Genomic DNA, 22,014 nt, shown 5'->3' on the forward strand with positions numbered 1-22,014 from the left:
ACAGACCTGAGCCAGCCAGGCTCAAGTCTTATCCGTTCCTTACGCGCAAGTGGCCGCTGACCTGCGTGGACGTCGTATGCCGGGCCTGCTGTTGGACGGGCGTGCGAAGGAGTACGAGCACGAACACGCCCAGGACCATCGCGCCGGCCACCCAGAGCGCGGCCTCGTCCCCCGTCCACCCCGCGTGCACCAGTACCCCGACGAGCACGGAAGAAAAGGACCCGGCCCCCAGCAGCACGACCGACCCCTGGGTGGTGAGCCCGAGCCGGCGCAGCCGGTGCCCGAGGTGGTCCGGGCCGCGCCTGAGCAGCGGGCGCCGGGCCGTGCTCCGGGCGAGGACCACCAGCAGCGCGTCGGCGACGGCGACCGCGCCGAGGCAGAACACCACCGCCGCGCTCGGCCCGAGCGCGTACCCCGCGCGCGTGAAGACGACGGCGGAGGACAGCACGAACCCGGTGAAGAGCGAGCCGCACGCGCCGAGGCCGATCCGCGCGGGATGCCAGTTGTGCATCAGGAAGCCGGTGAGGGCGGCGGCGACCACGCTCAGCAGCACGGCCAGCCCGTCCATCACCTCCGCCGCGGCGCAGGCGCCCACCCCGAAGGCGGTGACCACGCCGACCGTCCCGGCCAGCCCGTCGGCGTGGTCGAGCCCCTTGAAGGCGAGGGAGGACAGGACGATCCAGCCGACGGCCAGCAGCCCGCCCGGCAGACCCGTGTCGTCGTACGGGACCACCCAGGCCGCCGCCACGGCCGTACCGGCGACGAGCACCCGCGCGCGCAGCCGCCACACGTCGGCGACCAGCCCCAGCGCGGCGACCGCGGCGGCGGCCACCAGCAGGGTCCCGACCCCTTCCCCGAGCGGCGCGACCCGGCTCCACTGCCCGACCCCGGCGACCAGGCAGGTGACGGCCACGACCGCGAACCCGCCGAGGAGCGGCATAGGGCGCTGCCGGCGCCGGTCGAGGATGCCGGCCCGCAGGGCGGGCGCCCGGAGCGCCGCCGCGAGCACGGCGGTGAGGAGCAGGGCGGCGGTGGCGGCGGCGATCCCGTAGAGCACGGCTCTAAGGTAGGGGCGAAAGTATCAATTCGGTACGAATAACACGATCTGATTGCCGGGCGGCGACCCAGATCACCCCGCGCTCTGCTGCATCCCGGCGGAAGATAAGGGTAGTCTCAGACGGACTGCATAAGTTACCGCTTAGTAATGTCGATCAGCTCGGACAGCTCGTCTCAGAGCGAGGCCGCCTCAGGAGCCCCAATGCAACTCGCCGCGATCATCGTGTCGCTGGTCCTGATCGTGGTCGGCGTGGCACTGTTCGGCCGCGCCGTCCTCCGGATCTACCACCACATGCGGCTGGGCCAGCCGGTGCCGGCCGGCGCGCGGACCAATGATCCCGCACAGCGCACCGTCACCGTGGTCAAGGAGTTCCTCGGCCACACCCGGATGAACCGCTGGGGCATCGTGGGCGTGGCGCACTGGTTCGTCGCGGTGGGCTTCTTCACGCTGCTGCTGACGATCGTCAACGCGTTCGGGCAGCTGTTCAAGGCGGAGTGGCTCCTGCCGGTCCTCGGCGAGTGGACGCCGTACAACGTCTACGTCGAGTTCATCGGCACCATGACGGTGCTCGGCATCCTCGTCCTGATCGGCATCCGCCAGCTGAGCCACCCGCGCAAGCCGGGCCGCAAGTCCCGCTTCGCCGGCTCCAACTTCGGCCAGGCGTACTTCGTCGAGGCCGTCATCCTCATCGTCGGCGTCTGCATCTTCATGCTGCACGCCCTCGAAGGCGCCCAGCACCACGTGGACGGCTACGAGGCCTCCTTCTTCATCTCGTACCCGGTCGTCGCCTGGCTGCGGGGCATGGACCTCTCCACGCTCCAGAACCTGACGTACTTCTTCGCCGGCCTGAAGATCGCGACCAGCTTCATCTGGATGATCACGGTCTCGCTGAAGACCGACATGGGTGTGGCCTGGCACCGGTTCCTGGCGTTCCCGAACATCTGGTTCAAGCGCAACGCCACCGGTGAGACCTCCCTCGGCGCGCTGCTGCCGATGACGAGCGGCGGCAAGGCGATCGACTTCACCGACCCGGGCGACGACGACGTCTTCGGCGTCTCCCAGGTCGAGCAGTTCTCCTGGAAGGGCCTGCTGGACTTCTCCACCTGCACCGAGTGCGGCCGCTGCCAGTCGCAGTGCCCCGCCTGGAACACCGGCAAGCCGCTCTCCCCGAAGCTGCTGATCATGTCCCTGCGCGACCACGCGCACGCCAAGGCGCCGTACCTGCTGGCCGGCGGCGGCAAGACCATGGAGGGCGAGGAGAAGGCCTCCGCGGAGCAGCTGGCCGCAGTGCCCGCCGCCGCGCTCGCCGAGGCCGGGCGCCCGCTGGTCGGCACCGCCGAGGAGAACGGCGTCATCGACCCCGACGTGCTGTGGTCCTGCACCACCTGCGGCGCCTGCGTCGAGCAGTGCCCGGTGGACATCGAGCACGTCGACCACATCGTCGACATGCGCCGCTACCAGGTCATGATCGAGTCCGCGTTCCCGTCCGAGGCGGGCACGATGCTCAAGAACCTGGAGAAGAAGGGCAACCCCTGGGGCCTGGCCAAGAAGCAGCGCCTGGAGTGGACCAAGGAGGTCGACTTCGACGTCCCGGTCGTCGGCAAGGACATCGAGGACCTGAGCGAGGTCGAGTACCTGTACTGGGTCGGCTGCGCCGGCGCCCTGGAGGACCGCGCCAAGAAGACCACCAAGGCCTTCGCCGAGCTGCTGCACATCGCGGGCGTCAAGTTCGCGATCATGGGCGGCGACGAGAAGTGCACCGGTGACTCCGCCCGCCGCCTGGGCAACGAGCCCCTGTTCCAGGAACTGGGCATGGAGAACGTCGCCGCGCTGAACACGGCCTTCGGCGAGTCCCTCGACGAGGACGGCGAGGTGGACCCGGCGAGCAGGAAGCCGAAGTCCGCGAAGAAGATCGTCGCGACCTGCCCGCACTGCCTGAACACCCTCGGCAACGAGTACCCGCAGCTCGGCGGCGACTACGAGGTCATCCACCACACCCAGCTGCTCCAGCACCTGGTGGACGAGGGCAAGCTGGTCCCGGTCACCCCGGTCGAGGGCATCATCACCTACCACGACCCCTGCTACCTGGGCCGCCACAACAAGATCTACACGCCTCCGCGCGAGATCATCGGCAAGGTCCCGGGCCTGCGGAACGAGGAGATGCACCGCCACAAGGAGCGCGGCTTCTGCTGCGGCGCCGGCGGTGCCCGGATGTGGATGGAGGAACGGATCGGCAAGCGCATCAACAACGAGCGCGTCGACGAGGCCCTCTCCCTCAACCCCGACATCGTCTCCACCGCCTGCCCGTTCTGCCTCGTCATGCTCACCGACTCGGTGAACGGCAAGAAGAACGAGGGCAAGGCCAAGGAATCCATCCAGGTGGTCGACGTGGCCCAGCTCCTGCTCGACTCCGTCAGGACGCCGGTCGACCCGGCGGGCGAGGCGGAGTCGGAGAGCGCGCCGGAGCCGGAACCGGTGAAGTAACCGCCGGCGGGGCGACAGCGGCCCCCGTACGACGACGCCCCCTGCTTCGTAGAGGCAGGGGGCGTCGTGGTGTGTCCGGCGGGTGCGGGGGGGCGATTCCGCTAGTACGGGGCCGGTGCGGGAGCCGGTGTGGGCTGGTGCCAGCCCACCCCTGGGCCCGTGAGCGGGCCCAGGGGTGGGGACTCAGGCGCCCTTGGGGGCGGCCTGCTGGACCACGTCGAAGGACCAGAGGGTGGACCCGGAGGCGGCGGGCTTCGGCCGCTCCTCGCCGCCCTGAGGACCGCCTTCGCCGCCCTGGGGACCGGACGCGCCGCCCTGGTGGGCGGCCTTCATCGGCCCCTCCATCCACGCCTGGAAGGACTCCTCGTCCCGCCACCGGGTGTAGACGAGGTACTGGTCGGTGCCCTCGACCGGCCGCAGCAGCTCGAACCACTCGAAACCGTCGGAGTTCTCCACCGCGTGGGCCCGCGAGGCGAACCGCTTCTCCAGCGTCTCCCGCTGCTCGGCGGGCACGGTCAGCACGTTGATCTTCACTACGCTCATGCCCCCATCCTGGACCATGCCCCGCCGGGCACGGCGCTCTCCGGCCGTTTCCGCGCGCACGCGCAACCCGTGCGCACCACCCACGCGCCGGCCGGCCCGCCGGCGCGTCCCGGCAAACCCCGGTGCGCCCCTGAGACACCCCGGGTGCGCTGCCTGACGGCCCCTTAGGGGATGTCACAGGTCGGCCGCAAAGCCGGGCCCGGGACACGGGGGCGGGTACACCGGCCGCCGGGACCGGGTACGTTCGATGACGTGGCTGGATTCAGGATCGGACGAGGGGGCCGGGACAACCGCACCCCCCAAGGACAGCAGGCGTCCCAGGGACCGTCGTACGGGCACGGGCACGGCCCCGCTCAGCCCGGGGGACCGTCGTACGGTCAGCCGGCTTACGGGCAGCCGTCGCACGGTCAGCCGCCGTACGGTCAGCCCTCACGCGGGCGCCCGGGGCCGTCGGGTCCCGCGGGCCCCTCGTACGGCTACCCGTCGGCGCAGCAGCCGCCGTACCCGCGGCAGGGACAGGGCCAGGGGCAGGGCCAGCCGTACGGCTATCCGCAGCCGGCCGACGACGGCCCGGAGTACTTCGGCGACGGCGGCTACGCGGCCCCCAATCCCGGCGCGCACGACCCCTACGCGGCCGACAACCCGGGCCACACCCAGGCGTTCTCCCTCGACGAGGCCGCCGGCTACACCCAGGGCGCGACCTACCACGCCGGCTCGGCCCCCGCGCCGGCCGCCCCACTCGGCCCGCCGCTGCACTGGAAGGACCTGCTGAAGGGGATCGTCCTCTCCCCCGACGACACGTTCCTGCGCATGCGGGACTACACGATGTGGGCGCCCGCCCTCATCGTGACCTTCCTCTACGGCCTGCTCGCCGTCTTCGGCTTCGACGGCGCCCGCCAGGACGCGATCAGCGCGACGCTGTCCAACGCGGTCCCGATCGTGCTGCTGACGGCGGTCGTGATGGTGCTCGGCCTGTTCGTCCTGGGCGTGGTCACCCACACCCTGGCCCGCCAGCTCGGCGGCGACGGGGCCTGGCAGCCGACGGTGGGCCTGTCCATGCTGATCACGGCCCTGACGGACGCGCCCCGCCTGATCGTCGCCATGTTCTTCGGCGGCGACGCCGGCTTCGTCCAGATCCTCGGCTGGGCCACCTGGCTGGGCGCGGGCGCCCTGCTGACCCTGATGGTCTCCCGCTCCCACGACCTGCCCTGGCCGAAGGCGCTGGGCGCGTCGGCGATCCAGCTGATCGCGCTGCTGTCGATAGTGAAGCTGGGCACGTTCTGACCCACCGGAACACGGAAGGGCCCCCGGCAGCCGGGGGCCCTTTTCCCTACGCGCTTGGCTCGCCGGTACGGCTAGGCGTCGAGAACCTGACCGGCGCGCTGAACGACGGGCGGCTCGACGCTCCACGGGAAGTTGATCCAGTCGTCGGTGCGCTTCCAGACGTACTCGCACTTCACGAGGGAGTGGGACTTCTCGTAGACCACCGCGGAGCGCACCTCGGCGACGGTGTCCAGGCAGAAGTCGCGGACCAGCTTCAGGGTCTTTCCGGTGTCGGCGACGTCGTCGGTGATCAGGACCTTCTTGTCGGAGAAGTCGATCACGTTCGGCACCGGGGCGAGCATGACCGGCATCTCCAGCGTCGTACCGACGCCCGTGTAGAACTCCACGTTCACCAGGTGGATGTTCTTGCAGTCCAGGGCGTAGGCGAGGCCGCCGGCGACGAACACACCGCCCCGGGCGATGCTCAGCACGACATCGGGCTCGTACCCGTCGTCGGCGATGGTCTGCGCCAGCTCCCGGATCGCGGTCCCGAACCGCTCGTAGGTCAGGTTCTCCCGCACGTCTGCGCTGCTCATGCTGTCGTCGCCCTCACACCTGGGTCCGATGGAAATTGAGGAAGGACCGCGAGGCGGTCGGCCCGCGCTGCCCCTGGTACCGGGAGCCGTAGCGCTCACTGCCGTACGGGGACTCGGCGGGCGAGGTCAGCCGGAACATGCACAGCTGGCCGATCTTCATGCCCGGCCACAGCTTGATGGGGAGCGTGGCGAGATTGGACAGCTCCAGGGTGACGTGCCCGCTGAAGCCGGGGTCGATGAACCCGGCCGTGGAGTGCGTGACCAGCCCGAGCCGCCCGAGCGAACTCTTCCCCTCCAGCCGCGAGGCCAGGTCGTCGGGGAGCGTGATGACCTCGTAGGTGGAGGCGAGCACGAACTCCCCGGGATGCAGGATGAACGGCTCGTCGCCTTCCGGCTCGACCAGCCGCGTCAGATCCGCCTGCTCGACGGAGGGGTCGATGTGCGGGTAGCGGTGATTCTCGAACACCCGGAAGTAACGGTCCAGCCGTACATCGATGCTCGACGGCTGCACCATGGATTCGTCATACGGATCGATCCGCACCCGCCCGGCGTCGATCTCGGCCCGGATGTCCTTGTCTGAGAGAAGCACGTAGCGAGGATACGCAAGGCGCGCGGAACCATGGCAATCAAGACCACTCCACGCGCCTGCCGTGACCATGCCGCTACGGCGGGTATCCACCCTCCGTCCCGCCCGCCGCACCCGGGAGACCGGCGGCGCCACCTCAACGGGGCGCCACCGCGCCGCTCCCGCGATCACGGGATCACGGGATCACGGGATCACGGGATCACGGGATCACGCTACGGCGTACCGCTCCCGCGCCCTGTCACTGCTTCTGCAGGACGACGGGCACCGCGCTGCGGAGCCGGGCACACCGCGGGCACCGCACGAGCCGGCCGGGTCCGAGCCGCCCGGCCTGCTGCATCGGGAACGAAGTGGTGCTGAAGACGTGCCCGTCCGCACAGCGGACGACGGTGCGTTCCATCAAGTCCCTCAAGTCCCTTCCCCAAGAGCCGCGTCCGGGGTTCTGCCCGGACGCCAAAAGCCACATTACGGGATCAAAGAGACGAGTCTCCAGGCGGCACTCCGCCCCCACGCTACGCCCCAACTACACGCCACCCGCAGCCGGATCCCCCACGCCCGGAACACGGGAAGTCGGAGATGATGTACAGTAAGCGAGCGTCCGGACAAGGGACTCACCGAGCACCATGTCCGTACATACGCGGGTGTAGTTTAATGGTAGAACATCAGCTTCCCAAGCTGAGAGCGCGAGTTCGATTCTCGTCACCCGCTCCATGAGAAACCCCCAGGTCAGAGACCTGGGGGTTGTTTGTTGTCTGGACCAGTGGGCGGGCCGCGCACCACATCCGCACCATAAGCGGCGGCTAGCTGCCCGTGGGCTTCTCCTTGTGGTGCGCGCTCTTGCCGATGTGGTGCTTCGCACGCTCCGCGCGGACCATGTCGTCCAGGCCGGCGACAACATCACGCTGCCGCTCCTCGTCGGAGTGCTGGTAGACCAGCGCGGCCTTCTCGGAGGACTGCCCGGCGCGGACCATCGTGTCCTTGAGAGTGGCGCCGGAACGGGTCGACAGCGTGTGTCCGGTGTGACGAAGGTCGTAGAAACGGAAGCCGTCATCGTGGCGAGCGTTGGGGGCTCCCATCCCGACCACCATCGACCCAGGCAAGCCGAGCAGACGCGGCCCATGGCGTCCAGGTCGTTCGTCCAGCGGGGCGCTCCACCTGGACGCCATGAACTACGCCCGCTCCGCAGACGTGTGGGTCGACGGCGGACGGGATGGGAGCAGGGGTGAGTGGTGGGTTGAGGCATATGCATGGCTTAAGCCACTACCGAGAGCAATCCATAGGTTTGACGCAACCGTCCGGTGCGCCAGCGTGTACAAGCTTTAGTAGGTTCTGCGGCGCAGGCTCCGCACGAAGAGCGGCACCGACAGCAGGAGCAGGGCTCCCTCGACGGCCAGGCTGACCAGCCCGAGTGGTTCCGTCCAATTGCCGATGTCATCGCGGAAGTCGGGCAGTCCCGGCCCCCTGGAGAGGATGTAGCCCAGCAGGGGGCCGGCGGCGACCCCGGCTGCCAGCAGCCATCCCGGTCGGACGAAGCCGATGAGGAGCAGAACGGCGGTGACTACAGCCGCGATCTCCAGGACGTGGTAGGCGATCCCGATGTAATTGGGATCCCTCGTCGCCGTGATGCCGCCTTGGTCCACGACATGGATGGCGGCCACCGCGAGGCACAGCAGAGCTCCCGCCCACCTGGCCACCCAGGCAGACTCCGGCACCGTCGCGGCGTGGTGTGGCATGCGGAGGTACCTTCGCCCTTCTTCAGCAGCATGTGCCTGCCGCGCCGCGATCCCATTCGCCCGGTTGGCTCCTGAACAGGCAGCGCGCCGCACCTGCGTCAGGTCCCAGCCTCAGCGGACGGCTGTTCGCTGTCGCCCCCGACAGTGCAGACGAGTGACAGTGGCCCCACTCATGTCTGACATCAGTGCCTGACACCAACAGCGGCGGACGAACCCGGATCGAGGCGGAAACCAGTGGCCCATCCAACGCCGCGAGGTTTTTGGACGTCAGAGTCAGCAGACAGAGACGCCGCCTATTAGTGCCGCATCAGGCAACGTCTCCGGTTGGGCCAGGAACTGTTGCGGGGAGCAGGAGCATCTCCCGGGAACTCAGCGCAGACGGAAAGGCGGTCCTTGGGCGCAGCCGGACGGCGTGTTATTGCCACTCTCGTTGAAGTCTGCACACGTAAGGAAAAGATAGTTGAATTTACCGAGCAGGAAGGCCAGAACCCCGATGGCTACGGTGATGCCGACGGCTTCGAATCGCCGCATCGCAGGAAGTTCGTCGTAGTCGGACAGCAGGATTTTCGTCAGCAGCCAGGTCAGATATGGGGCACTTACCACCGTAATCACTACTTCGAAATAGTGGATGTAATGAAAACTACTTCCCGTTGGCGCGACCATGCCCACAACGATCCAGAGTGTGGGCAGCAGCAATGCGATCCTGTTGCTCCAGGGCACGGCCGATCTCCTGTCCGACACCAGGCCCGAGAGCAGTACGGCCGTAGCCACCGCCCAAAGAGCCATCACGTTGTCGAAGAAGATGGCGTTATACGCGCCCAACGTAAACGCTGGCCACCAGATGACGAGCGTCCCACCCGCTGCTGCGGTCGCGATGCGCCGTGAAGCGGAGTTGATCTCAGGCAGGCGGCGCTTATTCTTCCGGCTCGAACTGCTGGGCTCCCCATTTTCCATTCCCGCTCCACCTATTCGCCGCAATAGTCAGTAGGATGAGCCCTTCTACTCACTTCTTTGCGCAACATGCCATCAGCCTGTTTGACGATATACGGGTAAGGCTCCCGGATTATGGCAACACGCCGTCGCGACAGTGGGCCTCGCGCCGCTTCGCCGTGGTCACAAGGTGGGCGGAGAGGTGGTTGCTCCCCCAATCCCGCTTGCCAAGCATCAGGTCAGCAGGGCCCCGACGAGCTGGGAGTGAGTGTCTAACTGCGTGACAACGCCGACGCACAGCAGCGGACAAGCGCGAACGCCTGCGGACCGCCCGGACCATGAGCGCAGGTGAGAGCCGCACCAGCCCAAGGCGGCGCTCCTACCCGAGTTGCTTCGGGACGAAGAAGTCGCCGCGCAATGCCTCATCTCCGCGGTTCCGCCGTCGCAGCTTGCTCTGACAGACGCCGATCGAGCAGCGTGGCTGGGGGCGGTGGGGGCAGCGCTACACACGCGCGCCTGATCGGTTGACGCACCCGCCATCGTGGCTGACTGTCGTCGGCCGAGGTTCAGACCTGGAGCCGCCGCACGCCAGTGCACGCGATCAGCCTGCTGCCCTCATCGGCGACGGCGATGAACAGCATGAACGTCCAGGATCCATCGGCGGCCCTGATCTGTCCCGGGCGAACCGGCTGCTGATGCCGGCCGAGCAGATGCACGGCGCGTTCCAGGTTCACGGTCGATGCCCCGAACGCGAGTTCGGTTCTCACCGCGAGACGGTGCCACCCTCCACCGGCACCGCAGTGAAAGGACGCAGGATGCCATAGACCACATGCTTGCGCGACGAAACGGCCAAAAATGGCGAGGCATCAGCAGTCTGCGCTAGGTTTCGAAGCAATCTCAGGTGTGCCTCGGCGTCACCTGTCCGCGCCCTGGGCGGCCCGGCTTCGCGCTGGGGTGCCAGGAAGAGCAGACGCCTGCAGGAGCAGTGGCCGGCACCACTCCCTGTCGGGCCCTGTTGGCTCCTCGGAGCCGCCCCCTTTTGCAGTACCCGCAATACCACGTGGGGCCGTAGCCCCGAACTGCATTCTTGTGCCGGCGGGAAGCCAGTTCGACCATCGCAGACATGGTCGGACTGCTCCCGCCGGGAGGTCCGACCGCTCTCAGAGAGGCCGGAACCTTGGGCGACAGCTTGACCCTCGCCATCCTGACGATCTCCAGCGTGATCACTGTTGCGCTGTTCGCCATCAAGGGCACGCTGGATCAGCTACCTGCTGTCCTGGACTCATGGCGTCGGGCTGTCCAGGCGATGCGTGGACAAGCCGAGCGTCAGGGTGAGGACGAGCCTGCGAGCCCCGACGACCGAGGCACAGCAGAGCGATAGCAACGGACCGTCCGGACTCCGACGGCCTTGGAAAGCGTGTTCGCCAGGCGATGAGGGGGGTGGGGTCTGCGGCCTGCAACATAGTCCCGAGGTGGCTCCCGGGGACCTTTGTGCCCACCCCCCTTGACCGCGGACCTCGAAGGTTCTCTGACCGGTCTCATCCCGTCAGGCAAGCTAACAGGGGGGACTGACAACGGGATGACGGCGGGGAGTTGCGGTACAGCAGCCAGGTACAGCAACCCGAGCAACCGGCAGCACCCCGCACCGGCCGTCATGGGCCGCCAAGCAACCTGCATGACCGTCTCCGACCCATCTCTTTATAGCTACGGATCAGAAGGCCATGCCCTCGGCGTCAGTGATGCCGAGGGCAGCGCCGACTTGGCGCCGAGTTGGGCCAGCGGCCCACCCATGGCGGCAAGACGTGATCAGCTTGAGGCGTGGATTCCATCATCGCCAGCGCCATAGCTGTTCTCGGAACCCTGCTGGGGTCGGGGATCACTCTGGCGTTTCAGCAGCGCACCACCGACAGGAGCCATCAGTTCACCCGCCGCGAGAAGCTCCGGCAGGAGCGACTCGATGCCTACTCCGCCTACGCCGGCGCGTTGGTCAACTATCGCCGCTGCCTGGTCCATCTGTGGTTCTGTGAGCATGAGCAGCCACCACCGGAGGACCCAGACGCGGTGCGCATCCGCGCCTACGACTTGCGCTCCAGCGCCCAGGAGGCCCTCTTCCGGGTGCAGATGCTGACGGATGACGACCGTCTGAGTCGGGCCGCGGAAGGCGTGCTTGCGGACATCACAGAGCTGCCCAAGGCGGACGCCAGGGCTGAGTTGGACGAGCTGAGAGCACGGACCCGTGACAACATCAGCCGACTCGTCGGCTCAGCGAAGCAGCACCTTTGAGCTACTTGCACAGGCCCCTGGGCTGATTCCGAACGCCGACAGACCGCACCACAAGCGCACCAGATCGAGCGGGGAACAGCGGGGAATCACGGTGAAAGCGGCCCAACACGAGGAGCTGCAATCCACACATTCGCCCAGATCAGCGCCCGAACCGACCGCAAAGGCCCGCAGCTTCCCAAGCTGAGAGCGCGAGTTCGATTCTCGTCACCCGCTCCATGCTGAAGGCCCAGGTCAGAGACCTGGGCCTTGTTGTTGTGTCCGGTGATCCGTCGCCGCGTGCCAGATGCGTGCCAGAAGGTGCGGCAGCCGTCTTCTTGGCTGCCTCAGCCCGGGCCTTCCCTACCGTGGCGTCGAGGCCGGCGGTGACCTCTTCCTGCCGTTCATCGTCGGAGTGCTGGTAGACCAGCGCGGCCTTCTCGGAGGACTGCCCGGCGCGGACCATCGTGTCCTTGAGGGTGGCCCTGGACCGGGTGGAGAGAGTGTGTCCGGTGTGACGAAGGTCGTAGACACGGAAGTCGTCGGGGAGACCGGCGGCGGCTCGGGCACGCCGCCACTTCCGTCCGAAGGAGGTACGGCGGAACGGTGCGCCCTTCTCGCCGACGAAGACCAGGCCGTCAGGTCCCTTCTCGGCGAACCACGCGAGGTGCTGCCTCAGCTCCTTGTGGAGGAAGGCCGGGAGTACGACGACCCGGGCACCCGCGTCCGACTTGGCCGGCCCGGGGCGCGCTTGCCGTTGGTCCGCTCGGGCTCGGCGCGGCGGACGCGGATGACGAGGTTGTCGGCATCGACGTTCCGGCGGCGGAGGCCGGCCAGCTCTTCCGGGCGCATCGGGCCGTACGCGCCGAGGTAGACCATGAGCCGCCAGCGGATACCGATCGCGTCGGCGAGGGCGTCGGCCTGGGCGACGGTGGCAATGCGCCGCTCGGTGGCCGACTCCTTGCCCGCCCCCTTGATCCGGCCCGACCGCCTGAAGCTCACGGCAGCGTGATGCCTAGTCAGTCAGGCCCGGCGGGCGGAGCGGGCAGCGAGCCAGTCGGCGCCTTCTCCCGAGCTACGGATCACAAGGTTGCGGCCGTGGTGTGCGCGCCACGGCCGCAACCACCAGCGCACCGGATCGAGCGGGGAGCAGCGGGGTCTGTTCGCCGGCTGGGCAGTCACGCGCCGGAGCGCCCCCGCTCCACTCCATGGGATGAGTTTGCCGCTGTTGCTCCGGCCTGTCGCGTTATGGCCGGGATGGTCGTCCCATGAGTGAGACACGAGTACCGCGTGAGGGGACTCCGGCGGAGGTCCGGTCGGACCGTGTGCCCCGGTTGCCGGGGGGAGGCCGGGACATCCCGCGCTTCCGGGCCCGCCGGACGCGACGCCCGCTCCTCCCCTTACTGGCCCTGTGGGTCCTCGCGGGGCTGCTCGCCCTGACCGCGACCACCGTCCCCGCCCAACGTGCCCACGCCGTCAACGGGAGCACCTCGCCGTGTGCCCTGCAGGGGCGGGGGACCACGGTCGACGAGGGCCAGAACACCGACTACACCCAATTCCTGGATCCCCTGGGGGTCAAGAACGTCGGCGTGGTCTACGTGGACTTCCCCGACGTGGCCGGCGCCGGCGGCGTCGCCGACTACTACAACCTCCTGACACCGGCCGCCGACTGGGTGTGGAACGCCTCGTACGGCAAGACCGGGCTGAGCATGCGGCCGGTCGTGAACCGCTGGATCCGGATGCCGTCGCCCTCCAACGCCTACGGCACCTCCAGCCCCACCTACCAACAGCACACCCGGTACGTGACCGACGCGCTGCGCGCGGCGGCCGACGCCGGCGCCGATCTGGCCAGGTACGACCTGTACTACATCGTCTCCACCGCCCACTCCCAGGTCAGCGGCTCCCACGCGTGGTACTGGACGCCCACCCAGCCGATCGTCATCAAGGGCACGACGATCCGTTGGGCGGTGACGTTCGGCACCGACATGTGGCACTGGGGGTACAAGGTGGCCGCCCACGAGACCGCTCACGTCTTCGGAGCACCGGACCTGTACGCCTTCAGCGGTGATCAGCACCGGTACGTCGGCGGCTGGGACGTGATGGGCCACATCGCCGGAGCCGCACCGCAGTACTTCGGCTGGCTCTCCTGGAAGTTCGGCTGGACGGGGGACGGCCAGACCGTGTGCGTGTGGCAGAACAGGACCCAGAACACCGCCACTTTGAACGGTGTGGAGTACGTCGGCGGCACCAAACTGCTGGTGGTCAAGACCGGCGCCACCACCGCCTACGTCGCCGAGGCCCGCAGGAAGGCCCACAACGACTCCGGGGCCTGCTCCTCGGGCGTCGTCATCTACAAGGTCGACACCTCCGTCACGAACGGCCAGGGGCCGATCCGGGTGGTGCCCAATCCCGCCGCCGCGGCGCCACCGGCAGGCTGCGGCACGCTGGACATGGCCACCTGGCAGCCCGGCCAGACCTTCTTCGACCGAGCCGCCAACGTCCAGTTCACCGTCCGGTCCGCCGACGCCCACACCAGCACGGTGAACACCGTCAAGTGGTGACGGCCAGGCGTCGCCCGGGCCGACCGGCGGTCCGCACGGGCCCGGCCGCCCACGATCACCGCGTTCGTGGGCGGCTCCGTGGCGGTGAGGAAGAACGGTGCCTTGACGTTCACGCCGTGGACCATGACGGCCGCCGCGCTGCTGGCGGGCGTCCAGGGAGGCGTGGCCCTCATGATGTCGGCGGGTGACTCGGCCCGCCGCGAGGCGGCGCTGGACGCCGGGATCGGGCATCTCCGCGTGCGGGGTCAGCCAGTAGGGGACGGGGTTTTCTTCCGGGCCCGGTATGCGGCTGCCTTGATTCTGTTGCCGCAGGACTCCATCCCGCACCACTGCCGGCGCATGCCGCGCGAGCGGTCGATGTAGGTGCGGGTGCACTCCGGGTTGCCGCACTCCTTGAGCAGGGGTACGTCCGGCCCGCTCAGGAGCTCGATGGCGCGGCGGGCCACCACGGAGAGGGCTTCTTCCGGTGTCGCCTGCGTCCACCGCCCCGCCGGAGTGAGCTGCGGCACCGCGGGCGGCTTCCGTGCCGCGTTGTTCACCACGGTCAGCGCCGCCCCGTCGTACCGCTCGCCGAGCCGGCGGGCGGTGACCAGTCGGTATATCGCTTCCCGTACGGTCGTCGCCTGCTCGACGTCGGCCTCCTGACCGGGCGAGACCGCGTCGACGATGCCGGACTCCACGTACCAGGCGTTCAGCCTGTCCGGCGTCACGAACATCTCGAAGCGCGCCGAACGGCGTGCTCGCAGCGTCGCGACGAAATCGAGTGCCGGGTCTCCGCAGACAAAGACGTGATCGAGGTTCACGTCACCATCCTGACAGGTGACTGTTCACCGGGCAAGAATCCGGATCAGAGGCCCAGGTCGGCGGCCAGACACGAGAAGGACCTCCAGGTGGCCTCCGGGTCGTAGGCGTAGCGCGCCGGGTCCTTCGGCGCGACCGGCCGCTCCTGGACCATGTCCCGGGGGCGGACCCGCTCGGGCAGCGTGCCGAACCGAGCTCGGCGTGCCGCAGCGGCGCCGTCCCCGGCATCCCGGATCTCCATGACCGGACTCCCTTCGGTGTACGGCGGTCGGATCACCCGTCCAGTGGGTGAGTCCGGGGGGTGCGTCGTGCCGTCAGAGGCGGTCCGCGTCGATGACGGCCTGGGCGAAGGCTGCGGGTGCCTCCTGCGGCACGTTGTGGCCGGTCTCCGGCAGGGTTCGGTGCGCGTACGCGCCGACGAACCGGTCCCGGTACGCGGTCCCGTCGCCCGGAGCGGTGAAGGGGTCGCGCCCGGCGTCGAGCGTGACGGCGGGCACCCCGATCACCGGGCGCGCGGCGAGCTGCTTTTCGAGTCCGTCGTAGCCGCGCTCGCCGTCCGCGAGGCTCAGCCGCCAGCGGTAGTTGTGGATGACGACGGCCGCGTAGTCGGGGTTGTCGAAGGCCGCCGCGGTGCGCTCGAAAGTGGCGTCGTCGAACTCCCAGGTCGGGGAGACCGTGTCCCAGACGAGCCTGGTCAGGTCGTGCCGCAGGCTCTTGTCCTCCAGGGCGAGCCGGCCACGCTCGGTGGCGAAGTAGTACTGGTACCACCAGGCGTGTTCGGCTTCCGGTGCCAGCGGCTTCAGGTTTGCCTCGCGATCGGTGATCAGATATCCGCCCACCGACACCAGGGCCTTGCAGCGACGAGGCCAGAGCGCGGCGATGATGCCCGCGGTGCGGGCGCCCCAGTCGAAGCCGGCCAGTACGGCCTTCTCGATCTTCAGCGCGTCCATCAGGGCGATGATGTCGAGCGCGATGACCGACTGCTGGGCGTTGCGGAACGTCCGGTCGGACAGGAAGCGCGTCGTGCCGTGACCGCGCAGGTACGGGACGATCACCCGGTAGCCCTCCTCGGCCAGCAGCGGAGCGACATCGGCGTAGCTGTGGATGTCGTACGGCCAGCCGTGCAGGCAGATGACGGCGGGGCCGTGGGCCGGGCCCAGTTCGGCATAGCCGACGTTCAGCAGTCCGGCCTTGATCTGCTTCAGCCGCGGGAAGGCGGGGTGTGCGCCGGGAACGGTCGCGGGAACGGCCGGCGCGGTGGATGTGGTCGGGGTGGCAGCGGACGCGGTGGATGCGCTCCGCGTGGTGGCCGACGCGGTGTGCAGGCCGGCCAGTGAAGCGGCGGCCGCGCCTGTGCCCACGCCCAGGACCTTGCCGAAACTGCGCCTGTCGATCATGCGCATCCTCCGTGTGCTGTTGTCACCGGCCTGCGGGTGACCGACTGTTCCACACGTGGCGTCACCGGTCAAGGCGGTGACATCCATCCTACCTACGGCGAGGGATTGACTCCCAAAAGGAGCGGAATTTCTACCTATGCCACCTAATGACATCCGACCGGACGCGCACGATCACCGCTTAGATCGGTGACGGACAGCAGCGACCTCTCAGCCGGACCAGCGACACCGCGGGGCATACGGGCCCCGTCATCCGGCGTCGGCCCGGCTCCGCAGCAGAACAGGGGCGTGCTCGGCGTCCGCCGGAAGGGGGCCGTCGGCGCAGTGCGGACGCGGTGCGGTGAACAGTTCCCGGGCCCCGATGAGGGTGAGCAGTCTGTCGACCGCGGGGCTGACGGCGTGGAGGGCGACGGTCTTGCCCTGACCCAGGGCCTGCCGGCGTAGGTCCAGCAGGAAGTTGAACCCGGCGCAGTCACAGAAGTCGACACCGCCGAGATCGAAGTCGAGGCCGGCGGACGCACCGGCGAGCGCCTCCTGGAGACCGGGCCACAGGGCGCGGGCGGAGTCGAAATCGAGTTCCCCCAGGACCGTCACCCGGGTCCGGCTACCGCACGGCGTGTACGCGGCGGTCACCAGGCTGGGCGGCGTACGGCGTTGCGTGCCGCCAGGGCCGGTGAGGCCGGGCGTCGCGGTCGTACCGCCGTGGGCAAGGCCGTGCATGGTTCGCTCCCGCGTCTGGTCGACGACGTCTACGGCCACGTCTCCCCGTACGCCCGGGGCACGTCCGCCGATACATGAAATGTAATACGTGTTTCCGGATGCGTGAAAGTAGGGTTGGGTAAACTCGCAGCATGGACGGAGTGCCCGAGACACACACTGGTTGGACCTTCCTGACGAACCACGCCCGCGTCCTCGCTGCCATCGCGGACAACCAGAACGCGCGGATCCGCGACATCGCCGCGTACTGCCGGCTCACCGAGCGCGCCGTTCAGAAAATCATCTCTGACCTCGAACGGGACGGTTACCTCTCGCACAGGCGGGAGGGGCGCGGGAACACGTACCAGATCGACCCCACGAAGGTGCTCCGCCATCCCGCCGAGGCGGACCAGGGGCTGACGGTGGCCTCGCTGCTCTCCCTGCTCGTCGCGGACGAGGCGGACCGCAGCGACCAGCCCGGCCGGCAGCCCGCGACGGCCTGACCGCCGGCCAGTCCCCTCCTCCGGCGGCCCCGGCGGCGAGCCCGCGGCCGGCGACCGGCCGCTGATGCGCTGGGGCCACTGCGTGGGATCGGCTCTCGCTCTCACGGTGGAGGCCGCACGGCCCACTGGAGGCCGGGGGCACGGCCGTGACGGAGCTGTGCGTCGGCGGCAGGCTGCCGCACGGCGCCGCGACCACGCGGCAGACCGTCGCCCGCCCGGGCGCCACGCTGCACAACGCGGCCGAGGCGGCCGCGGCCATCGCCCGCGTGGCGGACGCCGGGGTCCGGGTCGTCCAGTTCCCCGCACTCTTCCTCACCGGGTGCGAGCCCGGATGGCTCACGACCCACCTGCCCGGCGGCGCCCTGGCCCTGGACGGCCCCGCACCGACCGCGGTCCGCGAGGCGTGCCGGGCCACCGGCTGTGCGGCGGCGCGTTCGTCCGGGGCGACTCCGACCACCGCCGTTCGGTGTACTTCCCGGCCCGCGCACTGGAGAACACCTTCTACGTGCTGTGCGCCAACTTCGTCGGTCCGCAGGGGCCGTGGGACTTCTGCGGCCGTGGCGCCGTGTACGGACCGGACGGGCGCACCCTGGCGGAAGCCGGTGACCGGGCGGCGGAACTGGTGGTGACCGACCTCGACGAGGCGGCGCCGGCCGGGACCCGCCGCGGCCTGACCATGCTCCGGAACCTGGACCGCGCCGCCGCGCTCCCGGCGAAGGGTTCGTTCATGGTGTGACGCCGGTGGCCGACGCGAACATCTCGATGAACGCGCGCGGGCTGCGCGCCTCGGGGAGCGCGTCCGGTTCCCGGCGTTCGGCACCGTACCGCCGGCCCGCCTCGGTGAGGGGCCGTCGCCGCGTCAGCGGCGTGCTGTCTCCGGGTGGTACGTGGCGAGGGCCCAGATGATGAACACGTCGATGGCCATCGTGATCAGCGACCACACGGGCGCGTACGGCAGGAAGAGGAACTGGGCCAGCAGACTCAGCGAGGCGAGCACGATGCCGGCCACGCGGGCCCAGGTCGCGCGGGCGAGTATGCCTCCGCCGACGAGGGCGGCGATGATGCCGAGGATCAGCAGGATCCAGCCCCAGCCGGTGAGGTTGATCTTGTAGACGTAGTGGTCGATCCGGGCGTACACGTCGTCCGCGGCGAGCGCGGAGATGCCCTGGAGGATGGCCAGGATGCCGTTCAGCAGCAACAGCACGCCGGCGAAGACGGCGCCGCCGGCGGCCAAGGGGCTGTTCCGGGTGTGACCGCCGGAGGGGGACCCGGCGTGGGGCTGTGCGGTCATGGGACGCTCCGTTCTCGAACGGCGGACGCCGTGCGGGACGTACGTCCGACTGCTTCGACTATCCGTTCGGTGCACCCGTTCCGGCCACAGGCGTTAGCCCGACCGGGTGACGTGCGCCCAGGCCGGGCGCGAGCCCCTCGCCCGGTTCCGACCCTCGGGGCCCGCCGGGGCCGGGGGCGGGGCGGGGGTGGAATGGGTGGGGTTGGGCTGGTCGGGGATGGGTGCGGGGTGTTCGCCGGTGGGCCGGGCGCGGGGGTCGGATACAGTCGGCGAAGGAGATCTGCGGTCGATTTTTGCCGGACCGGATCTCGTAAGCGCAGGTCAGAGACGTGGCGCGGGTGCCGCCGTGGCGATCTGTGCCCACGGCCACAGCAAGCGGGCCGCAGATAGGCTCATACTGAACCATGACAAAGCCTGCTGCACCGAAGCGTCACTTGGCCACCAGCCCCTTCAAGGCCCCGGTCGCACCGGCGCCCAAGCACTTCGCCGTGGGCGACCAGGTGAACCATGACGTGTACGGCCTCGGCCGGGTCGTCGGCATCGAGGACGGAATCGCGGCTCTCGTGGATTTCGGCTCGGCGCAGATGCGGATCCTGAGCCCGTACAACAAGATGACCAAGCTGTAGGACCGCCGTACCCGGTCACGGCACACCCCCAGCCCCTCCGGGGGGACCGCCTCGTCGGGCCCGGTTCACTCTCGTCCGGCCCGGTGCACCCTCGCCCAGGCGAGATCGTGTGCCGGGCCTTTTTCGTGCCCGCGCGCCCGTGAACCCTGGTTTCGGTTTCCTGCCGGGCGCCCGTGCACACCGGCTTCGGTTTCCTGCCCGTGCACCCGTGCACCCGTGCACACCGGCTCCGGCGGCGCCATGGCCGCGTGGGGGCACCGTCGGACTCGCCCGAAACGCCCTGTGGGCTTCGTCTCCTCGCCGGGTTTCGGCTGACTTGTCCCCCGTCGCGGCCGGCGGGGCGGCAGCGGGGCCGTACGGGGCGTCGCAGGAGGTCACAGCGCCGCCGGGCAAACACCGGTACGGCAATACCGCGCCCCCGGGAACCAATATCTGTGGTCGCCGTGTAAGAAATCGATACGGCGCTCCGTTCATATTCCTGCGGGACCGAGCGGCGCCGAATTAGTTGCCGTGCAGGGCCGGTGCCGGCGTGCTAGTGTCGTCATCAGTTGCAGGTGTGGTTGCCAGAAGGTTTTTCCGACGGCAGATCATCACGGCGACACGGAATACACACAGGGTGTTTTCCTGGCACCGTCTCCGAAGGAGAAACAAAATGGCTACTGGTACCGTGAAGTGGTTCAACGCGGAAAAGGGCTTCGGCTTCATCGAGCAGGACGGCGGCGGCCCCGACGTCTTCGCCCACTACTCGAACATCGCCGCCCAGGGCTTCCGTGAGCTCCAGGAAGGCCAGAAGGTGAAGTTCGACATCGCGCAGGGCCAGAAGGGCCCGACGGCCGAGAACATCGTTCCCGCCTGACGCACCGGCACTGACGCATTCTTCGCAGCTGGGGCCCGCACCTTGGGGTGCGGGCCCCAGCTCGCTTTATTCCCGGGGCGTTTCGGCCCCGACATTTTCGGCTCGTTCTCGCGATTCTCTGCGCCGCTCGTTCTGCTGCGGAATTTCCTTGATACGTGCCCGCATCGAGGAAGGTTCTGCATGAACCGCACGCGTACCGATCGCACACGCTCCACTCGCACGTACGACCGTTTCGGGGGAAGCTCCGCCCCGAAGCGCTCCGGTGGCCCGCGCCGCTCCGGCGGCTACGGGAACCGGCAGTCCGCGCAGGGCGAGTTCGCGCTGCCGAAGACGGTCACGCCCGCGTTGCCCGCGGTCGAGTCGTTCGCCGCGCTCGACATGCCGGCGCCCCTGCTCAGCACGCTCGCCCGGGAGGGCGTGACCGTGCCGTTCCCGATCCAGGGCGCGACCCTGCCGAACTCGCTGGCCGGCCGTGACGTGCTCGGCCGCGGCCGCACCGGGTCGGGCAAGACCCTCGCCTTCGGTCTCGCGGTCCTGGCCCGTACGGCGGGCCGCCGTGCCGAGCCGCGCCGGCCGCTGGCACTGGTCCTCGTCCCCACCCGTGAGCTGGCCCAGCAGGTGACCGACGCGCTCGCTCCCTACGCCCGCTCCGTGGGCCTGCGGCTCGCCACCGTCGTCGGCGGGATGTCCCTCGGCAGGCAGGCCGGTGCGCTGCGCAGCGGCGCCGAGGTGGTCGTCGCCACGCCCGGCCGGCTCAAGGACCTCATCGACCGCGGCGACTGCCGGCTCGTCGACGTCGGCATCACGGTGCTCGACGAGGCCGACCAGATGACCGACATGGGCTTCATGCCCCAGGTCACCGCCCTGCTCGACCAGGTGGGCCCCGATGGCCAGCGGATGCTGTTCTCGGCCACCCTGGACCGCAACGTGGACCTGCTGGTCCGCCGCTACCTGACCGATCCGGTGGTGCACTCCGTCGACCCGTCCGCCGGTGCCGTCACCACGATGGAGCACCACGTGCTGCACGTGCACGACGCGGACAAGCACCGCACGACCACGGAGATCGCGGCGCGGGACGGCCGGGTCATCATGTTCCTGGACACCAAGCACGCCGTGGACCGGCTGACCAAGCACCTGCTGAGCAGCGGTGTCCGCGCCGGGGCCCTGCACGGCGGCCGGTCCCAGCCGCAGCGCACCCGGACGCTGGCGCAGTTCAAGGACGGTCACGTCACCGTCCTGGTGGCCACCAACGTCGCGGCCCGCGGCATCCACGTCGACAGCCTCGACCTGGTCGTCAACGTGGACCCGCCCAGCGACCACAAGGACTACCTGCACCGTGGCGGCCGTACGGCCCGCGCCGGCGAGTCCGGCAGCGTCGTCACCCTCGTGACCCCGGACCAGCGCCGCGGCATGACCCGGCTGATGGCGTCCGCCGGCATCACCCCGCAGGTCACCCCGGTCCGCTCGGGCGAGGCCGAGCTGAGCCGCATCACGGGCGCCCAGGCGCCCTCCGGTGTCCCGGTGGTCATCACCGTGCCCGTCGCCGAGAGCGTCCGCCGCACGTCCTCGCCGTCCCGGAGCCGCCGGGGCCGCGGTGGCTCGGGCCGGCCCGCCGGCGCGGCAGGCGGCCGCAGGGCCCCGCGACGGACCGGCAACGAGTCGGCCGCGTAGGACCGCCGGACCGGGGGCCCGTGGGGCCCCAGGGGCCCCTGGAAGCCGCTGCGGTGCGGGCGTATCGCCCGCCGCAGCGGTACGGGTCTGCCGCCCCCGCTGTGGCACGGACCTATCGCCGCCGCCGTGGTACGGGCGTATCGCCGCCGTTGTGGTACGCGGCTCGC

22 protein-coding genes, 1 tRNA gene and 3 pseudogenes are annotated in these 22,014 nt (G+C 69.4%); 11 read left to right on the forward strand and 15 right to left on the reverse strand.

Annotated features, from left to right (window positions below; all coding sequences use genetic code 11):
• Positions 1-28: 28 nt before the first annotated feature.
• On the reverse strand, positions 29-1,057 hold the full coding sequence (locus tag ACH4OA_RS07170) for an MraY family glycosyltransferase (protein WP_397968021.1): 1,029 nt from the start codon (positions 1,055-1,057) through the stop codon (positions 29-31).
• 201 nt (positions 1,058-1,258) lie between these two features.
• On the opposite strand from ACH4OA_RS07170, the gene ACH4OA_RS07175 reads away from it, so the two are divergent.
• On the forward strand, positions 1,259-3,541 hold the full coding sequence (locus ACH4OA_RS07175; RefSeq protein ID WP_397947930.1) for a (Fe-S)-binding protein: 2,283 nt from the start codon (positions 1,259-1,261) through the stop codon (positions 3,539-3,541).
• A 183-nt stretch (positions 3,542-3,724) separates the two neighbouring features.
• Here ACH4OA_RS07175 and ACH4OA_RS07180 read toward each other — a convergent pair whose 3' ends face one another.
• Positions 3,725-4,084 (reverse strand): antibiotic biosynthesis monooxygenase, encoded by a 360-nt coding sequence (locus tag ACH4OA_RS07180; RefSeq protein ID WP_365875508.1) that lies wholly within the window; start codon positions 4,082-4,084, stop codon positions 3,725-3,727.
• A 171-nt stretch (positions 4,085-4,255) separates the two neighbouring features.
• On the opposite strand from ACH4OA_RS07180, the gene ACH4OA_RS07185 reads away from it, so the two are divergent.
• Positions 4,256-5,368 (forward strand): YIP1 family protein, encoded by a 1,113-nt coding sequence (locus ACH4OA_RS07185; protein WP_397968024.1) that lies wholly within the window; start codon positions 4,256-4,258, stop codon positions 5,366-5,368.
• 71 nt (positions 5,369-5,439) lie between these two features.
• On the opposite strand, the gene ACH4OA_RS07190 is transcribed toward ACH4OA_RS07185, so the two are convergent.
• The 3 genes from ACH4OA_RS07190 to ACH4OA_RS07200 form a co-directional block, all read right to left on the reverse strand.
• Complete coding sequence (locus tag ACH4OA_RS07190) at positions 5,440-5,943, reverse strand: phosphoribosyltransferase (RefSeq protein ID WP_397936304.1); 504 nt, start codon at positions 5,941-5,943, stop codon at positions 5,440-5,442.
• A 13-nt stretch (positions 5,944-5,956) separates the two neighbouring features.
• Positions 5,957-6,532 (reverse strand): dCTP deaminase, encoded by a 576-nt coding sequence (dcd, locus tag ACH4OA_RS07195; RefSeq protein WP_318202246.1) that lies wholly within the window; start codon positions 6,530-6,532, stop codon positions 5,957-5,959.
• A 235-nt stretch (positions 6,533-6,767) separates the two neighbouring features.
• A complete protein-coding gene (locus ACH4OA_RS07200; RefSeq protein ID WP_397936306.1) occupies positions 6,768-6,926 on the reverse strand; it encodes a hypothetical protein in 159 nt (52 codons plus the stop codon).
• A 237-nt stretch (positions 6,927-7,163) separates the two neighbouring features.
• Here ACH4OA_RS07200 and ACH4OA_RS07205 point away from each other — a divergent pair.
• A tRNA-Gly gene (locus ACH4OA_RS07205) sits at positions 7,164-7,237 on the forward strand.
• 89 nt (positions 7,238-7,326) lie between these two features.
• On the opposite strand, the pseudogene ACH4OA_RS07210 reads toward ACH4OA_RS07205, so the two are convergent.
• The 4 genes and pseudogenes from ACH4OA_RS07210 to ACH4OA_RS07225 form a co-directional block, all read right to left on the reverse strand.
• Positions 7,327-7,575, reverse strand: a pseudogene (locus tag ACH4OA_RS07210) (site-specific integrase); the annotation flags it as partial.
• Between the two features lie 270 nt (positions 7,576-7,845).
• Positions 7,846-8,259, reverse strand: coding sequence for a hypothetical protein (locus ACH4OA_RS07215; protein ID WP_397936308.1), 414 nt, complete (start codon positions 8,257-8,259; stop codon positions 7,846-7,848).
• Positions 8,260-8,628: 369 nt separating this feature from the next.
• Positions 8,629-9,213: a hypothetical protein gene (locus ACH4OA_RS07220; protein ID WP_397946005.1), complete on the reverse strand. Its 585-nt coding sequence runs from the start codon at positions 9,211-9,213 to the stop codon at positions 8,629-8,631.
• A gap of 542 nt (positions 9,214-9,755) precedes the next feature.
• A complete protein-coding gene (locus tag ACH4OA_RS07225; RefSeq protein WP_397968027.1) occupies positions 9,756-9,956 on the reverse strand; it encodes a hypothetical protein in 201 nt (66 codons plus the stop codon).
• Between the two features lie 1,051 nt (positions 9,957-11,007).
• On the opposite strand from ACH4OA_RS07225, the gene ACH4OA_RS07230 reads away from it, so the two are divergent.
• Positions 11,008-11,472 (forward strand): hypothetical protein, encoded by a 465-nt coding sequence (locus tag ACH4OA_RS07230; protein ID WP_397936313.1) that lies wholly within the window; start codon positions 11,008-11,010, stop codon positions 11,470-11,472.
• 274 nt (positions 11,473-11,746) lie between these two features.
• On the opposite strand, the pseudogene ACH4OA_RS07235 reads toward ACH4OA_RS07230, so the two are convergent.
• Positions 11,747-12,441, reverse strand: a pseudogene (locus ACH4OA_RS07235) (tyrosine-type recombinase/integrase); the annotation flags it as partial.
• A 275-nt stretch (positions 12,442-12,716) separates the two neighbouring features.
• Here ACH4OA_RS07235 and ACH4OA_RS07240 point away from each other — a divergent pair.
• Positions 12,717-14,009 (forward strand): M6 family metalloprotease domain-containing protein, encoded by a 1,293-nt coding sequence (locus ACH4OA_RS07240; protein ID WP_397968030.1) that lies wholly within the window; start codon positions 12,717-12,719, stop codon positions 14,007-14,009.
• Positions 14,010-14,135: 126 nt separating this feature from the next.
• Positions 14,136-14,246: pseudogene (locus ACH4OA_RS07245) on the forward strand (TetR/AcrR family transcriptional regulator); the annotation flags it as partial.
• 8 nt (positions 14,247-14,254) lie between these two features.
• Here ACH4OA_RS07245 and ACH4OA_RS07250 read toward each other — a convergent pair.
• From ACH4OA_RS07250 to ACH4OA_RS07265, 4 genes are all read right to left on the reverse strand, one after another.
• A complete protein-coding gene (locus ACH4OA_RS07250) occupies positions 14,255-14,812 on the reverse strand; it encodes a CGNR zinc finger domain-containing protein (RefSeq protein ID WP_397936336.1) in 558 nt (185 codons plus the stop codon).
• A 44-nt stretch (positions 14,813-14,856) separates the two neighbouring features.
• Entirely contained in the window at positions 14,857-15,051 is a 195-nt protein-coding gene (locus ACH4OA_RS07255) for a hypothetical protein (RefSeq protein ID WP_397968033.1), read from the reverse strand.
• A 73-nt stretch (positions 15,052-15,124) separates the two neighbouring features.
• A complete protein-coding gene (locus tag ACH4OA_RS07260) occupies positions 15,125-16,207 on the reverse strand; it encodes an alpha/beta fold hydrolase (protein ID WP_397968035.1) in 1,083 nt (360 codons plus the stop codon).
• Between the two features lie 246 nt (positions 16,208-16,453).
• Positions 16,454-16,924 (reverse strand): STAS domain-containing protein, encoded by a 471-nt coding sequence (locus ACH4OA_RS07265; protein ID WP_397968037.1) that lies wholly within the window; start codon positions 16,922-16,924, stop codon positions 16,454-16,456.
• 131 nt (positions 16,925-17,055) lie between these two features.
• Between ACH4OA_RS07265 and ACH4OA_RS07270 the strand changes: the two genes are divergently transcribed.
• Positions 17,056-17,403, forward strand: a complete 348-nt coding sequence (locus tag ACH4OA_RS07270; protein WP_397936343.1) for a helix-turn-helix transcriptional regulator — start codon at positions 17,056-17,058, stop codon at positions 17,401-17,403.
• Positions 17,404-17,806: 403 nt separating this feature from the next.
• Positions 17,807-18,139, forward strand: a complete 333-nt coding sequence (locus ACH4OA_RS07275) for a nitrilase-related carbon-nitrogen hydrolase (protein ID WP_397968039.1) — start codon at positions 17,807-17,809, stop codon at positions 18,137-18,139.
• Positions 18,140-18,262: 123 nt separating this feature from the next.
• Here the strand turns inward: ACH4OA_RS07275 and ACH4OA_RS07280 are convergent, their stop codons facing one another.
• Positions 18,263-18,694, reverse strand: coding sequence for a hypothetical protein (locus ACH4OA_RS07280; protein ID WP_397936346.1), 432 nt, complete (start codon positions 18,692-18,694; stop codon positions 18,263-18,265).
• Between the two features lie 404 nt (positions 18,695-19,098).
• Here ACH4OA_RS07280 and ACH4OA_RS07285 point away from each other — a divergent pair, with 404 nt between their 5' ends.
• From ACH4OA_RS07285 to ACH4OA_RS07295, 3 genes are all read left to right on the forward strand, one after another.
• Positions 19,099-19,320 carry a hypothetical protein gene (locus ACH4OA_RS07285; protein WP_365883974.1) on the forward strand — a complete coding sequence of 74 codons (222 nt, stop codon included), beginning with the start codon at positions 19,099-19,101 and terminating at the stop codon, positions 19,318-19,320.
• Between the two features lie 652 nt (positions 19,321-19,972).
• Positions 19,973-20,176, forward strand: coding sequence for a cold-shock protein (locus tag ACH4OA_RS07290; RefSeq protein ID WP_397936348.1), 204 nt, complete (start codon positions 19,973-19,975; stop codon positions 20,174-20,176).
• Positions 20,177-20,356: 180 nt separating this feature from the next.
• Positions 20,357-21,847: a DEAD/DEAH box helicase gene (locus ACH4OA_RS07295; protein WP_397936349.1), complete on the forward strand. Its 1,491-nt coding sequence runs from the start codon at positions 20,357-20,359 to the stop codon at positions 21,845-21,847.
• Positions 21,848-22,014: the final 167 nt, after the last annotated feature.

The sequence above is a fragment of the Streptomyces sp. NPDC017095 genome (genome assembly GCF_044332325.1).
GTDB lineage: Bacteria > Actinomycetota > Actinomycetes > Streptomycetales > Streptomycetaceae > Streptomyces.